Here is a 15405-nt window from a genome sequence, read left to right on the forward strand (position 1 = left end):
ACTTTCGAATGAGCCCGAGCCCCGAGACGCCCGCGCGAGGCCCGCGCCTGCCTCGCCCTTCCCCGCCGCTGCTGCGCGGACTGGCGGCCGTGGTGGGACTGGCGCTGGCCGGAGTAACGGCGGTGACGGGTGGCGCGCCGGGGCTGTTCGAACGCGCGCTGTATGACCAGGCCGTGAGCCGGCTCCTGCCGGGAGTCCCTCGAAGCGCGGACCTGGTGTTGGTGGAGGTGGATGACCGGGCCCTGTCCGCGCTGGGCGAGCGCTGGCCGCTGTCGCGCGTGACGTGGGCTCGAGCCTTCCGCGCGCTGGCGGCCCAGCGTCCCTCGGCGGTAGCGGTGGACGTGGTGTTCGACCAGCCCGGCTCGCGCGATGCGCTGGAGCTGGGGGAGGACATGTTGGCGGCGCTGCGAGAGTCGGGCCTCGCGGACCAGCCCGCGGGCGCGGCCCTGGTGACGGACCTGGAAGCCCGGCTTCATGCGCAGGACGGAGATGCCCGGCTGGCGGAGGCGCTCGCGGAGAACGGCGGCGTCATCCTGGGCGCCGCCGCACTCACCGAGGACGTGTCGCTGATGCCGCCACTCGCGGATGGAGCGCTCGGCTCGCCGTTGCCGCTGCCCGTGGGCTCGCTGCGGCTCCAGGCCCGAGAGGTCGCCGGCAGCATCGCCCCGCTGCGGATGGCGGCACAGGGCAGCGGCATGTTGAACATGCTGGTGGACGCGGATGGTGTCATCCGCCGCTATCCCTACGCCGTCGGCGTGGGCGAGCACGTCTGGCCCTCCCTGGCCCTGGCGACCGCGCTGCGCCTGATGCCCGAGCAGGGCGAGTCCCTGCAGCGCCGGGCGACCCTCGACCACGGCGCGCCGCTGATGCGCCTGCCCGCGCCGGACTGGCTTCCCCGGGTGAGTCTGGCGGATGTGCTCCACGCGGATCCGCGCTCGGTGGGACTGGACCTGGCGCTGCGCGGAAAGACGCTCTTCGTGGGAGTCACGGCGACGGGACTCCACGGACAGAGCACGCTCCCGGGTCAGGTGGCGGTGCCGGGCGTGGAGATTCACGCGTTCGCGCTGGACAACCTGCGCGCGGACCGCCTGATGCGCTCCTCGGGAATCGTGGCCCTCACGGGCCTGCTGGAGACGGCCGTGTTGCTGCTGGTCTTCGGCTGGCGCTGCCGACGCGCGCGCACGCTGGGGGCCGTGGCTCGCACGGCGCTGGGGCTCGCCGGGGTGCACGTCGCGCTGGTGGGCTGGCTCGCGGCGGACTTCGGCTGGGTGTTGCCGCTGATACCGGCGTGCGTGGGACTGGGGCTGATGTTGCTGGTGGACTCGGCGGCGCGCACGGAGGAGTTGGGGCGTCAGCGGGGAGCGCTGCGCCGGCTCTTCGTCCGCTACCCCCAATCCTCCCCGGGCACCTCCGTCACGCCGGGCGACCCCCGGTAGGGCCCTGCCCTCGAGCGTCACCCGAGCAACCCGCCAGGTTCAGCCCTGTAACCCGCCCGCGTGCATCCGTGGCAGCATCCACGGGACATGGCCCGCTACGCCCTCATCGCCGAGCCCGACCCCCACCGAGCCGCTGGCCTGCTCGCCCTCGTCGCTGGCGAGGGGCTCGAAGGCGTGCTGGCCCGGGATGGCGCGGAGGCGCAGGAGGTGGTGCGCCAGCGCAGCGCGCCCGCCCTGCTCCTCACGGACCTGGCGCTGCCGCGAGTGGACGGGTTCACGCTGCTGACCTGGCTGCGTGAGCGCCAGGACGCGGAGGGCACGCAGGTCGTCGTGGTCACCGCCTTCGACGAGCTGCGCGTGCGAGCGTGGCAGCTCAAGGACGCCCTGGGCATCCATTCGCTGCTGAGCCGCCGCGCGCCCGCGGAGACGGTGCGAGACACCGTGCGACGCGTGCTCGCGGGACAACGCCCCCTGCCCTCCACGCCCACGGAGAACACCCCGGACGAGGAGCACCAGCGGCTGGCGCGCATCGAGGCGATGCGACTGGTGGATGAAGGCCCGCCCGAAGCGGAGCTTCAGGAGCTGGTCACCGAGGTGGCCCAGGCCTTCGCCGTGCCCGTGGCGCTGCTGACGCTGGTGCTGGGTGATCGCCAGTGGTTCAAGGCGCATGTGGGGCTGCCGCACGCGCTCGCGCGGGACAGGGGAACGCCGAGGGATTGGGCCTTCTGTCACCACGTGGTGATGGGCCGCGAGTCCCTGGTCGTTCCGGACGCCACGCGCCACCCTGTGTTTCGGGACAACCCGCTGGTGCGCGACGGCATCGTCGGCAGCTACGCGGGCGCGCCGCTGGTGACGCCGGGTGGCGAGGTGTTGGGCACGCTGTGTGTCATCGACACGCGGCCCCTGGTGCTCGGCACCGAGGACCTGGCGGCGCTGCGGGAGCTGGCCCGGCGCGTGGCGGGCGACCTGGAGCTGCGGTCCCGCGCGCGGATGGAGGCGAGGGATTTGGGTCGCTCGCGACAGGAGCCCTCGCGTTCGGAGGTCGCCGCGCTGGCGCAAATCCGAGACGCCATCCAGGCGCTCGATGTGGCGACGTTGCTGGTGGCGCCGGGGCGTCAGCCCTTCGCGGGCAACGCCGCGCTGTCGGAGATGCTCGGCCTGCCGCTGGAGGGCATTCCGAAGCTGACGTTCGACGACTTCCGCCAGCACGTGGCGAAGCTGACGGCGGACCCGTCGGGCCGCTCGCTGCTGCTCGACCTGGCGTCCGAGTCATCCCGAGGGCTGCACCTGACGCTGGCCCTGGAGCACCCACGTCCACGCCGGATTCGCTGGGTGGCGCGCCCGTTCCCCATTCCGGGCGGCACCGCGCAGCTCCTGACGCTCTCCGAGCTGGGTGGAGTCTCGCCCAAGGACGAGCGGGAGCGGATGTTGCGCGTGGACCCGCTGACGGGGCTGGCCACCCGGCGCGTGGGCGAAGAGCGCCTGCTGCGGGAGATTGGTCGCTGCCGACGGGACGGCGTGCCCTGTGGGGTGCTCCTGGTGGACCTGGTGGGTCTGGGGCGGCTCAATCTCCGGCACGGCTTCGACGCGGGAGACAACGCGCTGCGCGACGTGGCTCGACGCCTGGAAGACGTGGGCGTGCCGTCCGGTTTCGCGGTGCGATGGGAGGGCGGCACGCTGCTGGTGGCGCTGCCGGGTCAGGATGCCCGGGCCACGGAAGCCCTGCGCGCACAGCTCCACGAGGAGCTGGAGTCCTTCGAGTTCCATGGCGCGGCCGTGGCCGTCGAGGGTGAAGAAGACCCCCGGGAGACGCTCGCCCGAGCGCATGCGGCCCTTTCCCGCGCCAAGGCCGACCACCGCGCCCGGACCCGCACGGGCTGACGGACAGGGGAACGGTGTAGAACCGGGTCTCATGGCTCCTTCACCTGTGCCCGACCGACTCCGACTGCCCCTCGCCTTCGATGCGGTGCGGCTCCAGGAGGAGCTGGCACGTTTGCCAGCGGAGACCTGGGTGCCGCACTTCAATACCCGGTACTACGAGGGCGACTGGAGCGGCGTGCCCCTGCGTTCCGTGGGCGGAATGGAGGGACGGCTGTACCCCGACCCCACCGCGCGACAGAGTTACGAGGACACGCCGCTGCTCGCGCGCTGCCCGGCCTTTCGCGAGGCGCTCGCGGCGTTTCAGTGTCCCATCGGCTCCGCGCGACTGTTGAAGCTCGCCGCACGGGCGCACATCCGCGAGCACACGGACTACAACCTGGGCTTCGAGGATGGCGAGGTGCGGCTGCACATCCCCATCGTCACGCATCCCGACGTGGCCTTCGTGCTCGCGGGCCAGCGCGTGGACCTGCGGCCCGGCGAGTGCTGGTACCTGAACTTCAACCTCCCCCACCGCGTGGACAACTTCGGGGACACGGACCGCGTGCACCTGGTGCTCGACTGCGTGGTGGATGACTGGCTCCGCGAGGTCTTCGCTCGGGCCATGGCACCTGGTGGCGAGGGCGGCGTCCGTGTCGCTTGAGGACTTCGAGCGCTTCCGCCAGCGCGTCCTGGAGGACGTCTCACTCCAGGAGGCACTGCGAGCGCGGATGGATGTGCCGGCCTTCCTCGCCCTGGCGACACGACTGGGCGCGGAGCATGGCTGTCACTTCACCGCGGAGGAGCTTCGCGACCTGATGAGGGACGCGCGTCGGAGCTGGCTCGGAGACTGGGTATGAGCCTCGCGCCGGACGACGCACGACTGGACGGGTGGATTCCCGCGCGCCTCCATGTGGATGGGGAGGTGCCTCGTGTCGACTGGTGCCACCTGGGCGACAGGCGCTTCACAGACCCGTTCTTCGACGAGACACTGGAGCGCGGGCTTCGCCATCCGTTCGCCCTGCTCTTCCGGCATCAGACTTCACTGGAGACGCTGGTGGCGCGACAAGCCGCGCGGCCGGGGTTGCCCGTCAAGGGGCTCGTCTTCCACATGTCCCGCTGCGGCTCGACGTTGCTCGCGCAGCTCCTGGCCTCACTGCCTCGTCACATCGTGCTGTCCGAGGCGAGTCCCGTGGATGTCGTCCTGCGCCTGCATCTGCGTCTTCGACACGTCACCGACGAGCAACGCATCGAGTGGCTGCGCGCCGTGGTCGCCGCGCTCGGTCAGCGGCGGCATCCCGAGGAGGACGGTGTCTTCCTCAAGCTGGACGCGTGGCACGTGCTGGAGTTGCCGTTGCTCCAGCGTGCGTTTCCCGGCGTGCCGTGGCTGTTCCTCTATCGGGACCCGGTGGAGGTCATGGCCTCGCACCAGAAGCACCGGGGCGCGCACATGCTGCCGGGAGTCCTGGAGCCCGCGCGAGTCGGCCTGGAGTCGGGGCAGCTCGCGGAGTTGTCGCTGGAGGAATACGGGGCCCGGGTGCTCGCGCGGCTCTGTGATGCGGGGCTGCGGGCCTATCGAGAACGGCAGGGGCCCGCGCGGCTGTTGAACTACCGCCAGCTCCAGGACAGCGCGGTGTCCCAGCTCGTGGACCTCTTCGGGCTGGAGCCGACGCCCACCGAGGCAGGGCTGCTGGCCTCCGCCGCCGCGCGCGACGCGAAGAACCCCGTGCTGCCGTTCGCGGATGACACCGAGGACAAGGCCCGGACTGTCTCCAACACCTCCCGCACGATGGCCGAACGATGGGTCCGCGAGGTCTACGACTCACTCGAAGCCGAGCGCCTGCGCGACGCCGCCGCACGCGGATGAGCCGGAATGGAAATGTATGGCCATGCCAGCTTTGACCTGCTGCGTCGTCGTGTGCTGACCACTGTCTATACCTACAAGTCCAGACGAAGTGCGGGAGAGAACGGAACCGGGCGAAGCCCAGAGGACGTTCGACTTCGGAGTGCGGGCCGTGCTCAATTGTGTCTGGGACAGACTTGCCGTGCGCATACGGCCGCTGGCCCATCACTCCACTCAACCACCGGAAAAATCCAATGAAACGGATAGGGATGGTCGTCGCGCTGCTCGTCTGCCTGAGCGAAGCTTCCCAAGCTCAAGCCGCTGCCTTGAATTCAGCGGCGTCGCGCGAACGCATCAGCGTGTCGCTGGCCGCCGATAAACGCGAGCTGGCGCTGACGCTGGCGAAGCAGGACTCGGTGCTGCGAAGGGACCTCGCCTCGCGTTTGAGTGGCGAGCACCTGGCGGTAGATTTGAAGCAATGGCTGAGCACGGTGTCGGCCCCCTCCTCTGTCACGGCCGTGGCGGGGCGAGCGGACCTGACCATCCGCCAGCGCAAGGGCCTGGAGCGCGAGCTCGACAGCCTGCTGCAGCTTCGCCTCGCGAGTGCTTCCATGCTGCCGGCGCTGAAGCGTGGCGTTGAACCCCTCTATGCATACGAGCCGGATGGGAATGACTCCCAGTGGCGATTCATCGAGGCCTTCGACCGCCTTGGCGGCGTGCACCACCTTGACGTGCACCGCATGCCCGAACAGCCGGTGTTGGTGGTGGACATCGACTCGCGGAGAGACCTGGCCGCCGGCATCAAGCTGATGCGCGAGCGCCTCGTGGCTCTCGGCCAGCGTCCCATGCCGCTCCAGCCCGTCAGCGCGGCGGCGACCAGCACGCCGGTGACGATGCTCGATCGCATCTACCTGAACGACGACGAGGAGCCCTGGATCTCCGGTGACGCGGAGGTCTACGCCATCGTCAATGGAGTCGACCCCAGCCGCGACGAGCCGCAATTGGATATCGTCGACATGCCCTATCTGGACAAAGACGGTCGGACCTACTCGCCCAACCAGGTCCTGATCTTCTGGGACCGCTACCGCTGGGCGGCGGCGAACGTCGTCCTCATGGAGCACGACGACAACACCAACTATCAAGAGCTGGTGAGCCACCTGTTCACCATCGCGAGTCAAATCCTGACGGCCCTGGGCCATCCGGAGATCTCCGCCCTCGTGGCCCTGGGCAGCGGACTGGTGGATCGCATGCCCAGTGAATGGTTCAGCAACGACGACGACTACGTTGATTCGTACTACACCGTGGAGAAGAACCACTTCTACACCAACCATGGTGGAGCACGCGGCAACGCGGTGGTGTCTCTGAGACCGTATGAAATCGCGGGCCAGTAGCAGGACGTAGGCAACCAGAGGCGACCTGGCGCCTGGAGGGGTCGAGGAAGAACGACTCGACCCCTCACCAGGAGACAGGCTCAGGGCCGGGTGCGGACTCCGTACGCCGCCAGCCCCTGCGCACAGAGTTCGAAGGCGTTGACGATGCTCTCGGTTGTCTCCGCGTGGCTCTTGCGCTTGCCGGGGGGCCCGCTTACGACGCCGTAGGCCAGTCGCGTCAGCACCCCGATGATGCTCGCCACCACGCGCGGAGTCGGGTCTCCCGCCGACGCACCCGTCTGCTCCGCGAGAATCTGCGCGAGCTGCTCCTCGGACTGGAGCGACATCTGGCGGATGCGGGTGTGCACGCTCGGGGTGCTCTGGATGACCTTGCGGAACGCGGCGCGCCGCTCGGCGGGAAGCGCGTTCAGCCGCTCCGCGATGGCCAGCGTGTGCCGACGGACCACCGCGAGCACGGGTTCCTCGACGGAGCGCTCGCGCACCGCGCGGAGCAGCTCGGACTCGTGCTCCTCACGGCCGTTGAGGACCAGGTCTTCCTTCGTCGGGAAGTAGTTGAACACCGTCTTGTCCGACACGTTGGCCGCCGCCGCGATGTCCGCCACCGTCACCGCGTCGAAGCCGCGCTCCGCGAACAGCCGCGTGGCCACCTCCGCGAGCAGCCGCCGCGTCTCCAGCTTCTTGCGCTCTCGCAACCCCAGTTCACTCGACATCCGCCGGGGACCCTACCGCCGGGCCCGGGGCCCTGCAACGAACCTGGGCACAACTTACATTGACAGAAACTTTTCCGTCACTAGATATTCATCACACTCCAACCAGAGAAGGTCCGCATGAAAATCCTCGTCACGGGAGCCACGGGCTCCATTGGCAGTCAGGTCATTCAGCAGTTGCGTGCGCGCGACGCGTCGTTTCGGGCGTTCGTGCGGGACAGGAGCAAGGGGGAGTCGTTGGGAGGTGACTTCGTGGTGGGCGACTTCGATTCACCCGAGTCACTCCGGGCCGCGCTCCAGGGCGTGGACCGGGTCCTGCTGAACGGCACGCCGAGCGAAGGACTGGTGCGACAGCACCGCGCGGTGATTGACGCGGCGAAGCAGGCGGGTGTCTCGCACGTCGTGCGCATCTCGACGCGAGGCGCGAGCGCGACGACGGACTTCCTTGTCGGACGATGGCATGGGGAGGCGGATGCGTACCTGGAAGCCAGCGGGCTGGGCTGGACGGCGCTGCGTCCCACGTACTTCATGCAGAACCTGCTCCGGAATGCGGAGAGCATCCGAAACGGCGGGCGGTTCTTCGGCGCGTTCGGGACGGGTCGCATCGCGTTCATCGACAGTGGCGACATCGCGAGGAGCGCCGTGGCGCAGCTCACGCACGCGTCCCCTCGCAGCGGAGCGCACTCGCTGACGGGGCCGGAGGCGCTCACGTTCGACGAGTTCGCCGCGAAGCTCTCGGCGCGGCTCGGCAAGCCCGTCGCCTACGTCGACCGTCCGGTCTCCGAGGTCATCGAGAACATGCGCGCGCAAGGGTTTCCGGAGGCCATGCTCGGCTCGTTCAAAGGCATGTTCGAGGCCTTCGCGAAGGGCGCGGCGTCGCAGCTCGCCACGGGCGTCAAGGACCTGACCGGGACGGAGCCGAGGACGCTCGATGCGTTCCTGGCGGACCACGCCGAGTCCTTTCGCTGAACCCACGCCGTCAAGGGTCCCCCATGATTCAACCCACACAGAGCCTGCCCTCACGGGCGGGAACGTCGTCGTCTGTCCTCGCGCGGCTGCGCGTGCTGATGGTCGCCACCAGCTTCGTGGTCGTCCAGTGGCTCATCGTCGTCGGGCTGCTCGGCGTGCAAATCACCGTGCCCACGGGTCCCGGCGCCGTGGAACGAGAGCCCTTGTTGCTGGGCCCTGTCTTCTTCGCATCGCTCATCGCGGGCTTCAGCGCCTGGGGCCTGCTCACCCTGCTGGAGCGACTGTTCTCACGAGGGTTGCGCATCTGGACGGGTATCAGCATCGCGGTCTTCGTGCTGACACTGCCGTTCATGCCAGGGTTCTCGCTCGGGGAGCGCTTGTTCCTGCTGGTGGAGCATGGCGGCATGTTCGCCATCATCGTGCTCGGAATGCGGCGCACCCGGGCCCGTCCGTAGCGAAGCGTCCGCGTGTCACCAGGTGACAGGCTCCGGGGACAGCGCCAGCGAGTCCACGCGGGCCATGAAGGAATCCACCTGCTCGCGGATGGGGAGCCCCGACAACGCCCCCAGCCGCATCGTGGCCAGCGCCGCCGTCGCGTGAGCGAAGCGCGCCGCGTCCGCGAGCGAGCGTCGCTCTCCCAGGGCAACACAGAGGGCGGCTGAGAACGCATCCCCCGCGCCCGTGGTGTCCACCCAGTCCACGGGCAGGTTCGGCAGCCAGAGTTCGCCCTCGGTGCCCAGGAGCAGGTTTCCCTCGGGGGCGGCCACCACGGCCGTCCCCACGCCCCGGCGCAACAGGTTCTCCGCGGCGCGGCGCGCGGAGTCTCGGTCCACCACCTCGAGCCCCGTCAGCACCTCCGCCTCCGCGTCGTTGAGGCGGATGATGTGAACCGCCTCCAGCAACTCTTCCGGGAGGGTGATGGGCGGTGCTGGATCCAGGACGACATGCATGCCGGCGGCGCGAGCGATGTGGACCGCCGCGATGACCGCGTCCAAGGGAACCTCCAGTTGGACGAGCAAGACATCCGAGCTGGTGATGCGGGCCTCGGCGGCAATCACGTCCGCGACAGCGAGCCGCCGGTTCGCCCCCTCGGCGGAGAGGCTCTGCCTGCGGCCGCTCTCATCCACCATCTCCAGCACGACGCCCGTGCTGAAGCCCGGGTCGCGTGACACGCCCCGGGTCTCCACTCCTTCACCTTCGAGTTGCTCCAGCAGGGCGAGCCCCCGGGCGTCCATGCCCACGCGGCCCACCAGCGTCGAGCGAGCACCCAGTCGGGCCGCGGCCACGGCGGCATTGGCGCCCTTTCCACCCAGGCTCTCCAGGAAGAGATGCCCCTCCACGTTCTCGCCCGCGCGCGGGAGCCGAGGCCCCTGGACCAGGAAGTCCGTGTTGATTCCACCGACCACGAGAATGTCGGCCTGTCGACGTGGAGCCATGGCTGTCGTCCCCCTCCCCCACCCCCGCGTCCGATGCCCCGCCCAGACCCGGAACACACCGAACACGGAACGACATCAAGCTAGGCATGCCCGGGAACCTCGGCCCCGTACGGCGGGCGACCACCCGTGCCACCGCCGCGCCGCCTTTTGATCGGAATGCCGCCCGGCCGAAACACCGCGCTCCGTCGAGGAGGCGAAGGAGCCAAAACCTCAGCGGCAATCTTGGGTGTGGGGCATCGCATCCCGCGGCGCCACGCATGAGGAGAGCAACATGAACACGATGAACATCGACCTGACGCTGGACTTCGACTGGAAGGCCGAGGTGCTTGAAGACCACGCCGCCAGGGCCACGAGCGACGAGGAACACGACGAGCGAACGTGGGCCCTGGCGAACCACCTGATCGAAACCAACGGCACCTACCCGAGCTGGGCGTTCGAGGAGGCGGAGCTCCGCATCAGGATTCAGCGGACGCTCTTGGGCGGCCTGGAACAGCGGCATCCGCCCCGGTCCTGAGGCCGTTCGAGCGCGAGAACAGCGGCGCCCCCTGGTGCAGGGGGCCCGCCTCGCCCCTCATCCGGAGGAACAGACTCACCCGCCGCACCCAGCGCGTCGCTGCTTCCCGGAAGCTCCAGCGCTCCCTCAACCCCCTGAAACTCCTGACACTTCCGTGCCCGATCCGCGCCAGCGCGCGGCGCGGAGCGCATTGACACCCTGCGTTGCCACATGCTACCTACCGGTCGGTAGGTCGTAGATCTGAAAAACTTACAGTCCATCGAGACGAGGGACATGTGACGACGAGCGGACGGAAGCCGGATGAGGGCGAGCGCTACAAGGCCATCCTGGAGACGGCGGCGCGGCTCATCTGTGATCGCGGTTACGAAGGCACCTCGATGCAGGAGATCGCCGCCGCGTGCCGGATGACGAAGGCGGGGCTCTACCACCACATCCAGAACAAGGAGCAGCTGCTCTTCGCCATCATGAACTACGGGATGGACCTGTTCGAGGAGCAGGTCCTCTCGCGCGTTCAGGACATCGTCGACCCGGTGGATCGGCTGCGCGCGTGCATGCGCCACAACATCCTGCTGGTGACGCGCGGGTGGAGCAAGGAGGTCATCATCATCCTCCACGAGCACGCCACGCTCACCGGTGAGGCGCGCGCGTTCATCGACAACCGCAAGAAGCGTTACGTCGACTTCCTGGAGGAAGCCTTCTCGCAGGCCGCGCAGCAGGGGCGCATCCGTCCCGTCGACCCGACCATCGGAGCGTTCTCGTTCCTGGGCATGGTGCTGTGGGTCTACAAGTGGTTCAAGCCCGACGGGCGGCTGACGGACGAGCAGATCGCCGACGGCATGGTGGACCTCCTCTTCCCGCCCATCGTCGCCGCCGCGGTCGACGGCCAGCCCGGGGTCTCCTCGCTGCGCGTGGTGCCTCGCGCCGCCTCGGCCGCGGGCTCCGGCTCCGGAACGGAGGAGCCGTGAAGACCGCTCGCTGGTGTTCGCTGGAAGAAGCCGTCGCGTCGATTCCCGACGGCGCATCACTGGCCATGGGTGGCTTCATGCTCGGCCGCGCGCCCATGGCGCTGGTGATGGAGCTCATCGCCCAGGAGCGTCGCGGGCTGAGCCTCATCTCGCTGCCCAACCCGCTGCCCGCCGAGTTCCTCGTCGCGGGCGGCTGTCTGGCCCACCTGGACATCGCGTTCGGTGCGCTGAGCCTCGAGGGCCGCGTGCGGCCCATGCCCTGTATCAAGCGGGCGATTGAACAGAACACCCTCTCCTGGCGCGAGCACGACGGCTATCGCGTCGTCCAGCGGCTGCGCGCGGCCTCCATGGGGCTGCCCTTCATCCCCGCGCCGGACTCGGATGTCTCTGGCCTGGCGCAGGCGGAGCCGCCGCGCACGGTGGTGGACCCGTTCACCGGCCAGAGTGTCCCGGTGGAGCCGGCGTACTTCCCGGACGTCGCCCTCATCCACGCGCGGGCCGCCGACGAGCGCGGCAACCTCTTCATCGAGGACCCCACCACGGACCTGCTCGTCGCGGGCGCCGCGCGCCGGGTGATTGCCACGGTGGAGGAGCGCGTGAAGCGCCTGCCTCGCGCCACCATCCCCGGCTTCCAGGTGGACCGCATCGTCCTCGCGCAAGGAGGCGCGCTGCCCACCGGCTGCGCCGGACTGTACCCGCACGATGACGACATGCTGGCGCGCTACCTCGCGCTGGCGGAGACGGGCCGTGAGGCGGAGTTCCTCGCCTCGGTGAAGACGCGGAGGGCGGCATGAGCGCCACGGTCGACCCCACGCCGGCGGAGACGGTGGTCTCCCTGCTCGCGCTGCAAATCGAGAACGGCGCCGTGGTGGCCACCGGTGTCGCCTCGCCACTGGCCATCCTCGCCATCGCGGTGGCTCGCGCCACGCATGCGCCGGACCTGACGTATCTGGCCTGCGTCGGCTCGTTGGACCCGGACATCTCCACGCTGCTGCCCTCCTCCGAGGACCTGGGCTACCTGGAGGGACGCTCGGCGGAGATCACCATCCCCGACCTGTTCGACCATGCGCGGCGCGGGCGGGTGGACACCGTCTTCTTCGGCGCGGCCGAGGTGGATGCCATTGGCCGCACCAACATGACGGCCAGCGGGAGCCTGGAGCGACCCCGGACGAAGTTCCCCGGCGTGGCGGGCGCGGCGACGCTGCGGCAGTGGGTGCATCGGCCCGTGTTGCTGGTGCCCCGGCAGTCGCGCCGCAACCTGGTGCCGGAAGTCCAGGTGGCGACGACGCAGGACCCGCGCCGCACGGTGCGCCTCATCTCGGACCTGGGTGTCTTCGAGCTGGGCGCTTCGGGCGCGAGACTGACGGCGCGTCACCCGTGGGCGACGGCGGAGGACATCGCCGAGCGCACGGGCTTCGAGTTCACGGTGGATGAGGCCCTCCCCGTCACCTCGCTGCCGGATGCGCGGACCGTCGCCGCCATCCGCGCGCTGGACCCTCGCGGCTTCCGCGAGCAGCTGGTCGGTCGCTGACCCTCGACATCACTCGTTTCTGGAAATGCTCTCGGAGGTATGGAGATGAAGGCCGTCGTTCTGCGCAGTTTCGGTGAAGCGGGCAATCTCAAGATGGAGAACGTCCCGGTGCCCACCCCGGGCCGGGGCGAGGTGCTGCTGAAGGTGCACGCCTGTGGCGTCTGCTACCACGACGTCATCAACCGCCGAGGCAACCTGCCCCGCACCAGCGTCCCCGCGATTCTCGGCCACGAGGCCGCGGGCGAGGTCGTCGCGGTGGGCCCCGATACGCCGGGGTGGAAGACGGGCGACCGCGCGGCGACGCTCCAGCGGCTGTCGTGTGGCGAGTGCGCGCTGTGCCGCAGCGGGCGCAACAGCCTGTGCAAGACGGACAACCGCTTCTTCGGTGAGGAGCTGCCCGGCGGCTACTCGCAGTTCATGGTCGCCCCCGTCGCGGGCCTGGGCCGGGTCCCCTCGTCGCTGCCCTGGACGGAAGCGGCCACGGTCTGCTGCACCACGGGCACGGCCGTCCATACGCTGCGCACGCGAGGCAAGGTGCGCGCGGGCGAGACGGTGCTCATCACCGGCGCCAGCGGGGGCGTGGGCATGTCCGCCGTGCAGCTCGCGAAGCTGGACGGCGCGCGCGTCATCGCCGTCACTTCCGGCGAGGCGAAGGTGCAGCCGCTGCGCGAGGCGGGCGCGGACGAGGTCATCCTCTCGCGCGGGCTGGACTTCGCGTCGGAGGTGAGAAAGCGCACGAAGGGCGCGGGCGTGGACCTGGCGGTGGAGATCGTCGGCAGCGCCACGTTCGACCAGACGATGAAGGCGATGGCGCCGGGTGGCCGGGTCGTCGTCGTGGGCAACCTGGAGTCGGGCATGGTCCAGCTCAACCCGGGGCTCGTCATCGTGAAGGAGCTGGAGATCATCGGCGCCTACGCCACGAACCAGGCGGAGCTGGACGAGGCGCTGCGACTGACGGCCACCGGAGGCGTGCGGCAGTTCGTCACGGACACGGTGCCGCTCGCGGAGGCGGCGCGGGCGCACTTCCGGCTGGAGAACCGCGAGGTCGCGGGCCGGCTGGTGTTGGTGCCGCCCGAGGCTTGAGCGGACGAGTCAGCGAACCGAGGTTTGAGGCACGAATTGGAAGCGAGGAGTCCCATGAAGAAACGGGTTGGAATCGAAGCGCTGGCGGTGGCTGTGCCGTCCCGATACGTGGACATCGAGGACCTGGCGCGCGCGCGTGGGGTGGACCCGGCGAAGTTCACCGCGGGCCTGGGCGCCAAGGAGATGGCGGTCACGGACCCGGGCGAGGACACGGTGTCCCTGGCCGCCACGGCGGCGGCGCGGCTCATCCATCAGCAGGGTGTGGACCCGTCCCGCATCGGCATGCTGGTGGTGGGCACGGAGACGGGCATCGACCACTCGAAGCCGGTGGCGTCGCACGTCCAGGGCCTGCTGAAGCTGCCGCGCACCATGCGCACCTATGACACGCAGCACGCGTGTTACGGCGGGACCGCGGGCCTCATGGCCGCGACGGAGTGGATTGCCTCCGGCGCGGGCGCGGGCAAGGTGGCCATCGTCGTGTGCTCGGACATCGCGCGCTACGGCCTGAACACGGCGGGAGAGCCGACCCAGGGCGGCGGCGCGGTGGCGCTGCTCGTCTCGGAGCAGCCGGACCTGCTCGCGCTGGACGTAGGCCTCAACGGCACGTGCACCATGGACGTGTACGACTTCTGGCGGCCCATCGGCCGACGGGAGGCGCTGGTGGACGGGCACTACTCCATCAACTGCTACCTGGAGGCGCTGTCGGGCGCCTATCGCGGCTGGCGCGAGAAGGCGCTGGAGCACGGGCTGGTGCGCTGGTCGGGCACGCTTCCCGGCGAGCAGCTCGCGCGCATCGCCTACCACGTCCCCTTCTGCAAGATGGCGCGCAAGGCGCACACCCAGCTTCGCCTCTGTGACCTGGAGGACGCGGTGGGTCCGGGGCCCGGCACGCCGGAGGCTCGCGAGGAGGTGGCGAAGTCGGCGGCCAGCTACGACGCACAGGTGGCCTCGTCGCTCGGGCTCAACTCGCGCATCGGCAACGTGTACACGGCGTCGCTGTACCTGGCGCTGGCGGGCCTGCTTCATCGCGAGGGCGCGCAGCTCGCGTCGCAGCGAATCGGCCTGCTGTCCTACGGCAGTGGCTGCATGGCTGAGTTCTTCTCCGGCGTCATCGGGGAGAAGGCGGCGGAGCGGATGGCGCGCGCGGACCTGGACGGCGTGCTGGCCCGGCGCGAGCGCGTCTCCATCGAGGAGTACGAGCGGCTGATGAAGCTGCCCTCTGACGCTCCCGAGGCCAAGGCCCCGGCGCACGGTGCGTTCCGCCTCGCGGCGATTCGCGACCACAAGCGCCTGTATGTCGAGGGCGGCGCGGCCTGACCGTCGGCCCCTGAAGGCCGCCCCGAGGACACCTTGGGGCGGCCCGTCGATGCCTCGCTCGACGCAGGCATCACCCTGTTCGACACCTCCGACTCGTATGGCGCCTCGGAGGAACTGCTCGGAGAAGCCCTGGGCACCCGCCGCCGGGACATCATCCTGGCCACCAAGTTCGGCAGCGACCTGAATGGTGCGAATTGGGGCGCGCGCGGCTCGCGCCGCTACATCCGTCGCGCCATCGAGCGCTCCCTGCGAAGCCTACGCACGGACTGGATTGACCTCTACCAACTGCACTGGGCCGAGCCCGAGACGCCCCTCGAGGAGACGCTGAGCGCGGTCGCAGCAGCGTGAGGTAGGCC

At 69.8% G+C, this 15405-nt stretch carries 17 protein-coding genes; 15 read left to right on the top strand and 2 right to left on the bottom strand.

All coding sequences use genetic code 11. The features are described 5' to 3' along the window. Positions 1-8 precede the first annotated feature (8 nt). The 6 genes from HUA74_RS26345 to HUA74_RS26370 all read left to right on the top strand — a co-directional run bounded on the left by HUA74_RS26345 (position 9) and on the right by HUA74_RS26370 (position 6527). A complete protein-coding gene (locus tag HUA74_RS26345) occupies positions 9-1436 on the top strand; it encodes a CHASE2 domain-containing protein (RefSeq protein ID WP_174456748.1) in 1428 nt (475 codons plus the stop codon). 87 nt (positions 1437-1523) lie between these two features. Then, positions 1524-3317 carry a diguanylate cyclase domain-containing protein gene (locus tag HUA74_RS26350; RefSeq protein ID WP_174456749.1) on the top strand — a complete coding sequence of 598 codons (1794 nt, stop codon included), beginning with the start codon at positions 1524-1526 and terminating at the stop codon, positions 3315-3317. Between the two features lie 31 nt (positions 3318-3348). Then, positions 3349-3957, top strand: a complete 609-nt coding sequence (locus HUA74_RS26355; protein WP_174456750.1) for an aspartyl/asparaginyl beta-hydroxylase domain-containing protein — start codon at positions 3349-3351, stop codon at positions 3955-3957. Next, positions 3947-4153 (top strand): Nif11-like leader peptide family natural product precursor, encoded by a 207-nt coding sequence (locus tag HUA74_RS45870; RefSeq protein ID WP_141646142.1) that lies wholly within the window; start codon positions 3947-3949, stop codon positions 4151-4153. Before HUA74_RS26355 ends, HUA74_RS45870 begins: the two co-directional genes overlap by 11 nt. Continuing rightward, on the top strand, positions 4150-5160 hold the full coding sequence (locus HUA74_RS26365) for a sulfotransferase family protein (protein ID WP_174456751.1): 1011 nt from the start codon (positions 4150-4152) through the stop codon (positions 5158-5160). The genes HUA74_RS45870 and HUA74_RS26365 overlap by 4 nt, the downstream gene beginning before the upstream one ends. 302 nt (positions 5161-5462) lie before the next feature. After that, complete coding sequence (locus HUA74_RS26370) at positions 5463-6527, top strand: DUF3103 domain-containing protein (RefSeq protein ID WP_254614505.1); 1065 nt, start codon at positions 5463-5465, stop codon at positions 6525-6527. An 80-nt stretch (positions 6528-6607) separates the two neighbouring features. On the opposite strand, the gene HUA74_RS26375 is transcribed toward HUA74_RS26370, so the two are convergent. Beyond that, complete coding sequence (locus tag HUA74_RS26375) at positions 6608-7237, bottom strand: TetR family transcriptional regulator (RefSeq protein WP_174456753.1); 630 nt, start codon at positions 7235-7237, stop codon at positions 6608-6610. A gap of 117 nt (positions 7238-7354) precedes the next feature. Here HUA74_RS26375 and HUA74_RS26380 point away from each other — a divergent pair, with 117 nt between their 5' ends. Next, positions 7355-8203, top strand: a complete 849-nt coding sequence (locus HUA74_RS26380) for an SDR family oxidoreductase (RefSeq protein WP_141646138.1) — start codon at positions 7355-7357, stop codon at positions 8201-8203. A gap of 23 nt (positions 8204-8226) precedes the next feature. After that, the gene (locus HUA74_RS26385; RefSeq protein ID WP_174456754.1) at positions 8227-8658 is read left to right on the top strand and encodes a DUF6069 family protein; all 432 of its coding nucleotides are present in this window, start codon (positions 8227-8229) and stop codon (positions 8656-8658) included. A gap of 15 nt (positions 8659-8673) precedes the next feature. Here HUA74_RS26385 and HUA74_RS26390 read toward each other — a convergent pair whose 3' ends face one another. After that, complete coding sequence (locus tag HUA74_RS26390) at positions 8674-9639, bottom strand: ribokinase (RefSeq protein WP_174456755.1); 966 nt, start codon at positions 9637-9639, stop codon at positions 8674-8676. Positions 9640-9910: 271 nt separating this feature from the next. Here HUA74_RS26390 and HUA74_RS26395 point away from each other — a divergent pair, with 271 nt between their 5' ends. From HUA74_RS26395 to HUA74_RS26425, 7 genes are all read left to right on the top strand, one after another. Then, positions 9911-10153 carry a hypothetical protein gene (locus HUA74_RS26395; protein WP_174456756.1) on the top strand — a complete coding sequence of 81 codons (243 nt, stop codon included), beginning with the start codon at positions 9911-9913 and terminating at the stop codon, positions 10151-10153. A gap of 275 nt (positions 10154-10428) precedes the next feature. Next, complete coding sequence (locus HUA74_RS26400; RefSeq protein WP_174456757.1) at positions 10429-11118, top strand: TetR family transcriptional regulator; 690 nt, start codon at positions 10429-10431, stop codon at positions 11116-11118. Beyond that, positions 11115-11912, top strand: coding sequence for a malonate decarboxylase subunit alpha (locus tag HUA74_RS26405; RefSeq protein ID WP_174456758.1), 798 nt, complete (start codon positions 11115-11117; stop codon positions 11910-11912). Before HUA74_RS26400 ends, HUA74_RS26405 begins: the two co-directional genes overlap by 4 nt. Continuing rightward, positions 11909-12649, top strand: a complete 741-nt coding sequence (locus HUA74_RS26410; protein ID WP_141647023.1) for a CoA-transferase subunit beta — start codon at positions 11909-11911, stop codon at positions 12647-12649. The genes HUA74_RS26405 and HUA74_RS26410 overlap by 4 nt, the downstream gene beginning before the upstream one ends. A gap of 45 nt (positions 12650-12694) precedes the next feature. Then, on the top strand, positions 12695-13732 hold the full coding sequence (locus HUA74_RS26415; RefSeq protein ID WP_141647022.1) for an alcohol dehydrogenase catalytic domain-containing protein: 1038 nt from the start codon (positions 12695-12697) through the stop codon (positions 13730-13732). 54 nt (positions 13733-13786) lie between these two features. Next, on the top strand, positions 13787-15049 hold the full coding sequence (locus HUA74_RS26420) for a hydroxymethylglutaryl-CoA synthase family protein (RefSeq protein WP_174456759.1): 1263 nt from the start codon (positions 13787-13789) through the stop codon (positions 15047-15049). A 33-nt stretch (positions 15050-15082) separates the two neighbouring features. Then, entirely contained in the window at positions 15083-15397 is a 315-nt protein-coding gene (locus HUA74_RS26425; RefSeq protein ID WP_174456760.1) for an aldo/keto reductase, read from the top strand. Positions 15398-15405 lie beyond the last annotated feature (8 nt).

The sequence above is a fragment of the Myxococcus sp. CA051A genome (assembly GCF_013336705.1).
Lineage (GTDB): Bacteria > Myxococcota > Myxococcia > Myxococcales > Myxococcaceae > Myxococcus > Myxococcus llanfairpwllgwyngyllgogerychwyrndrobwllllantysiliogogogochensis.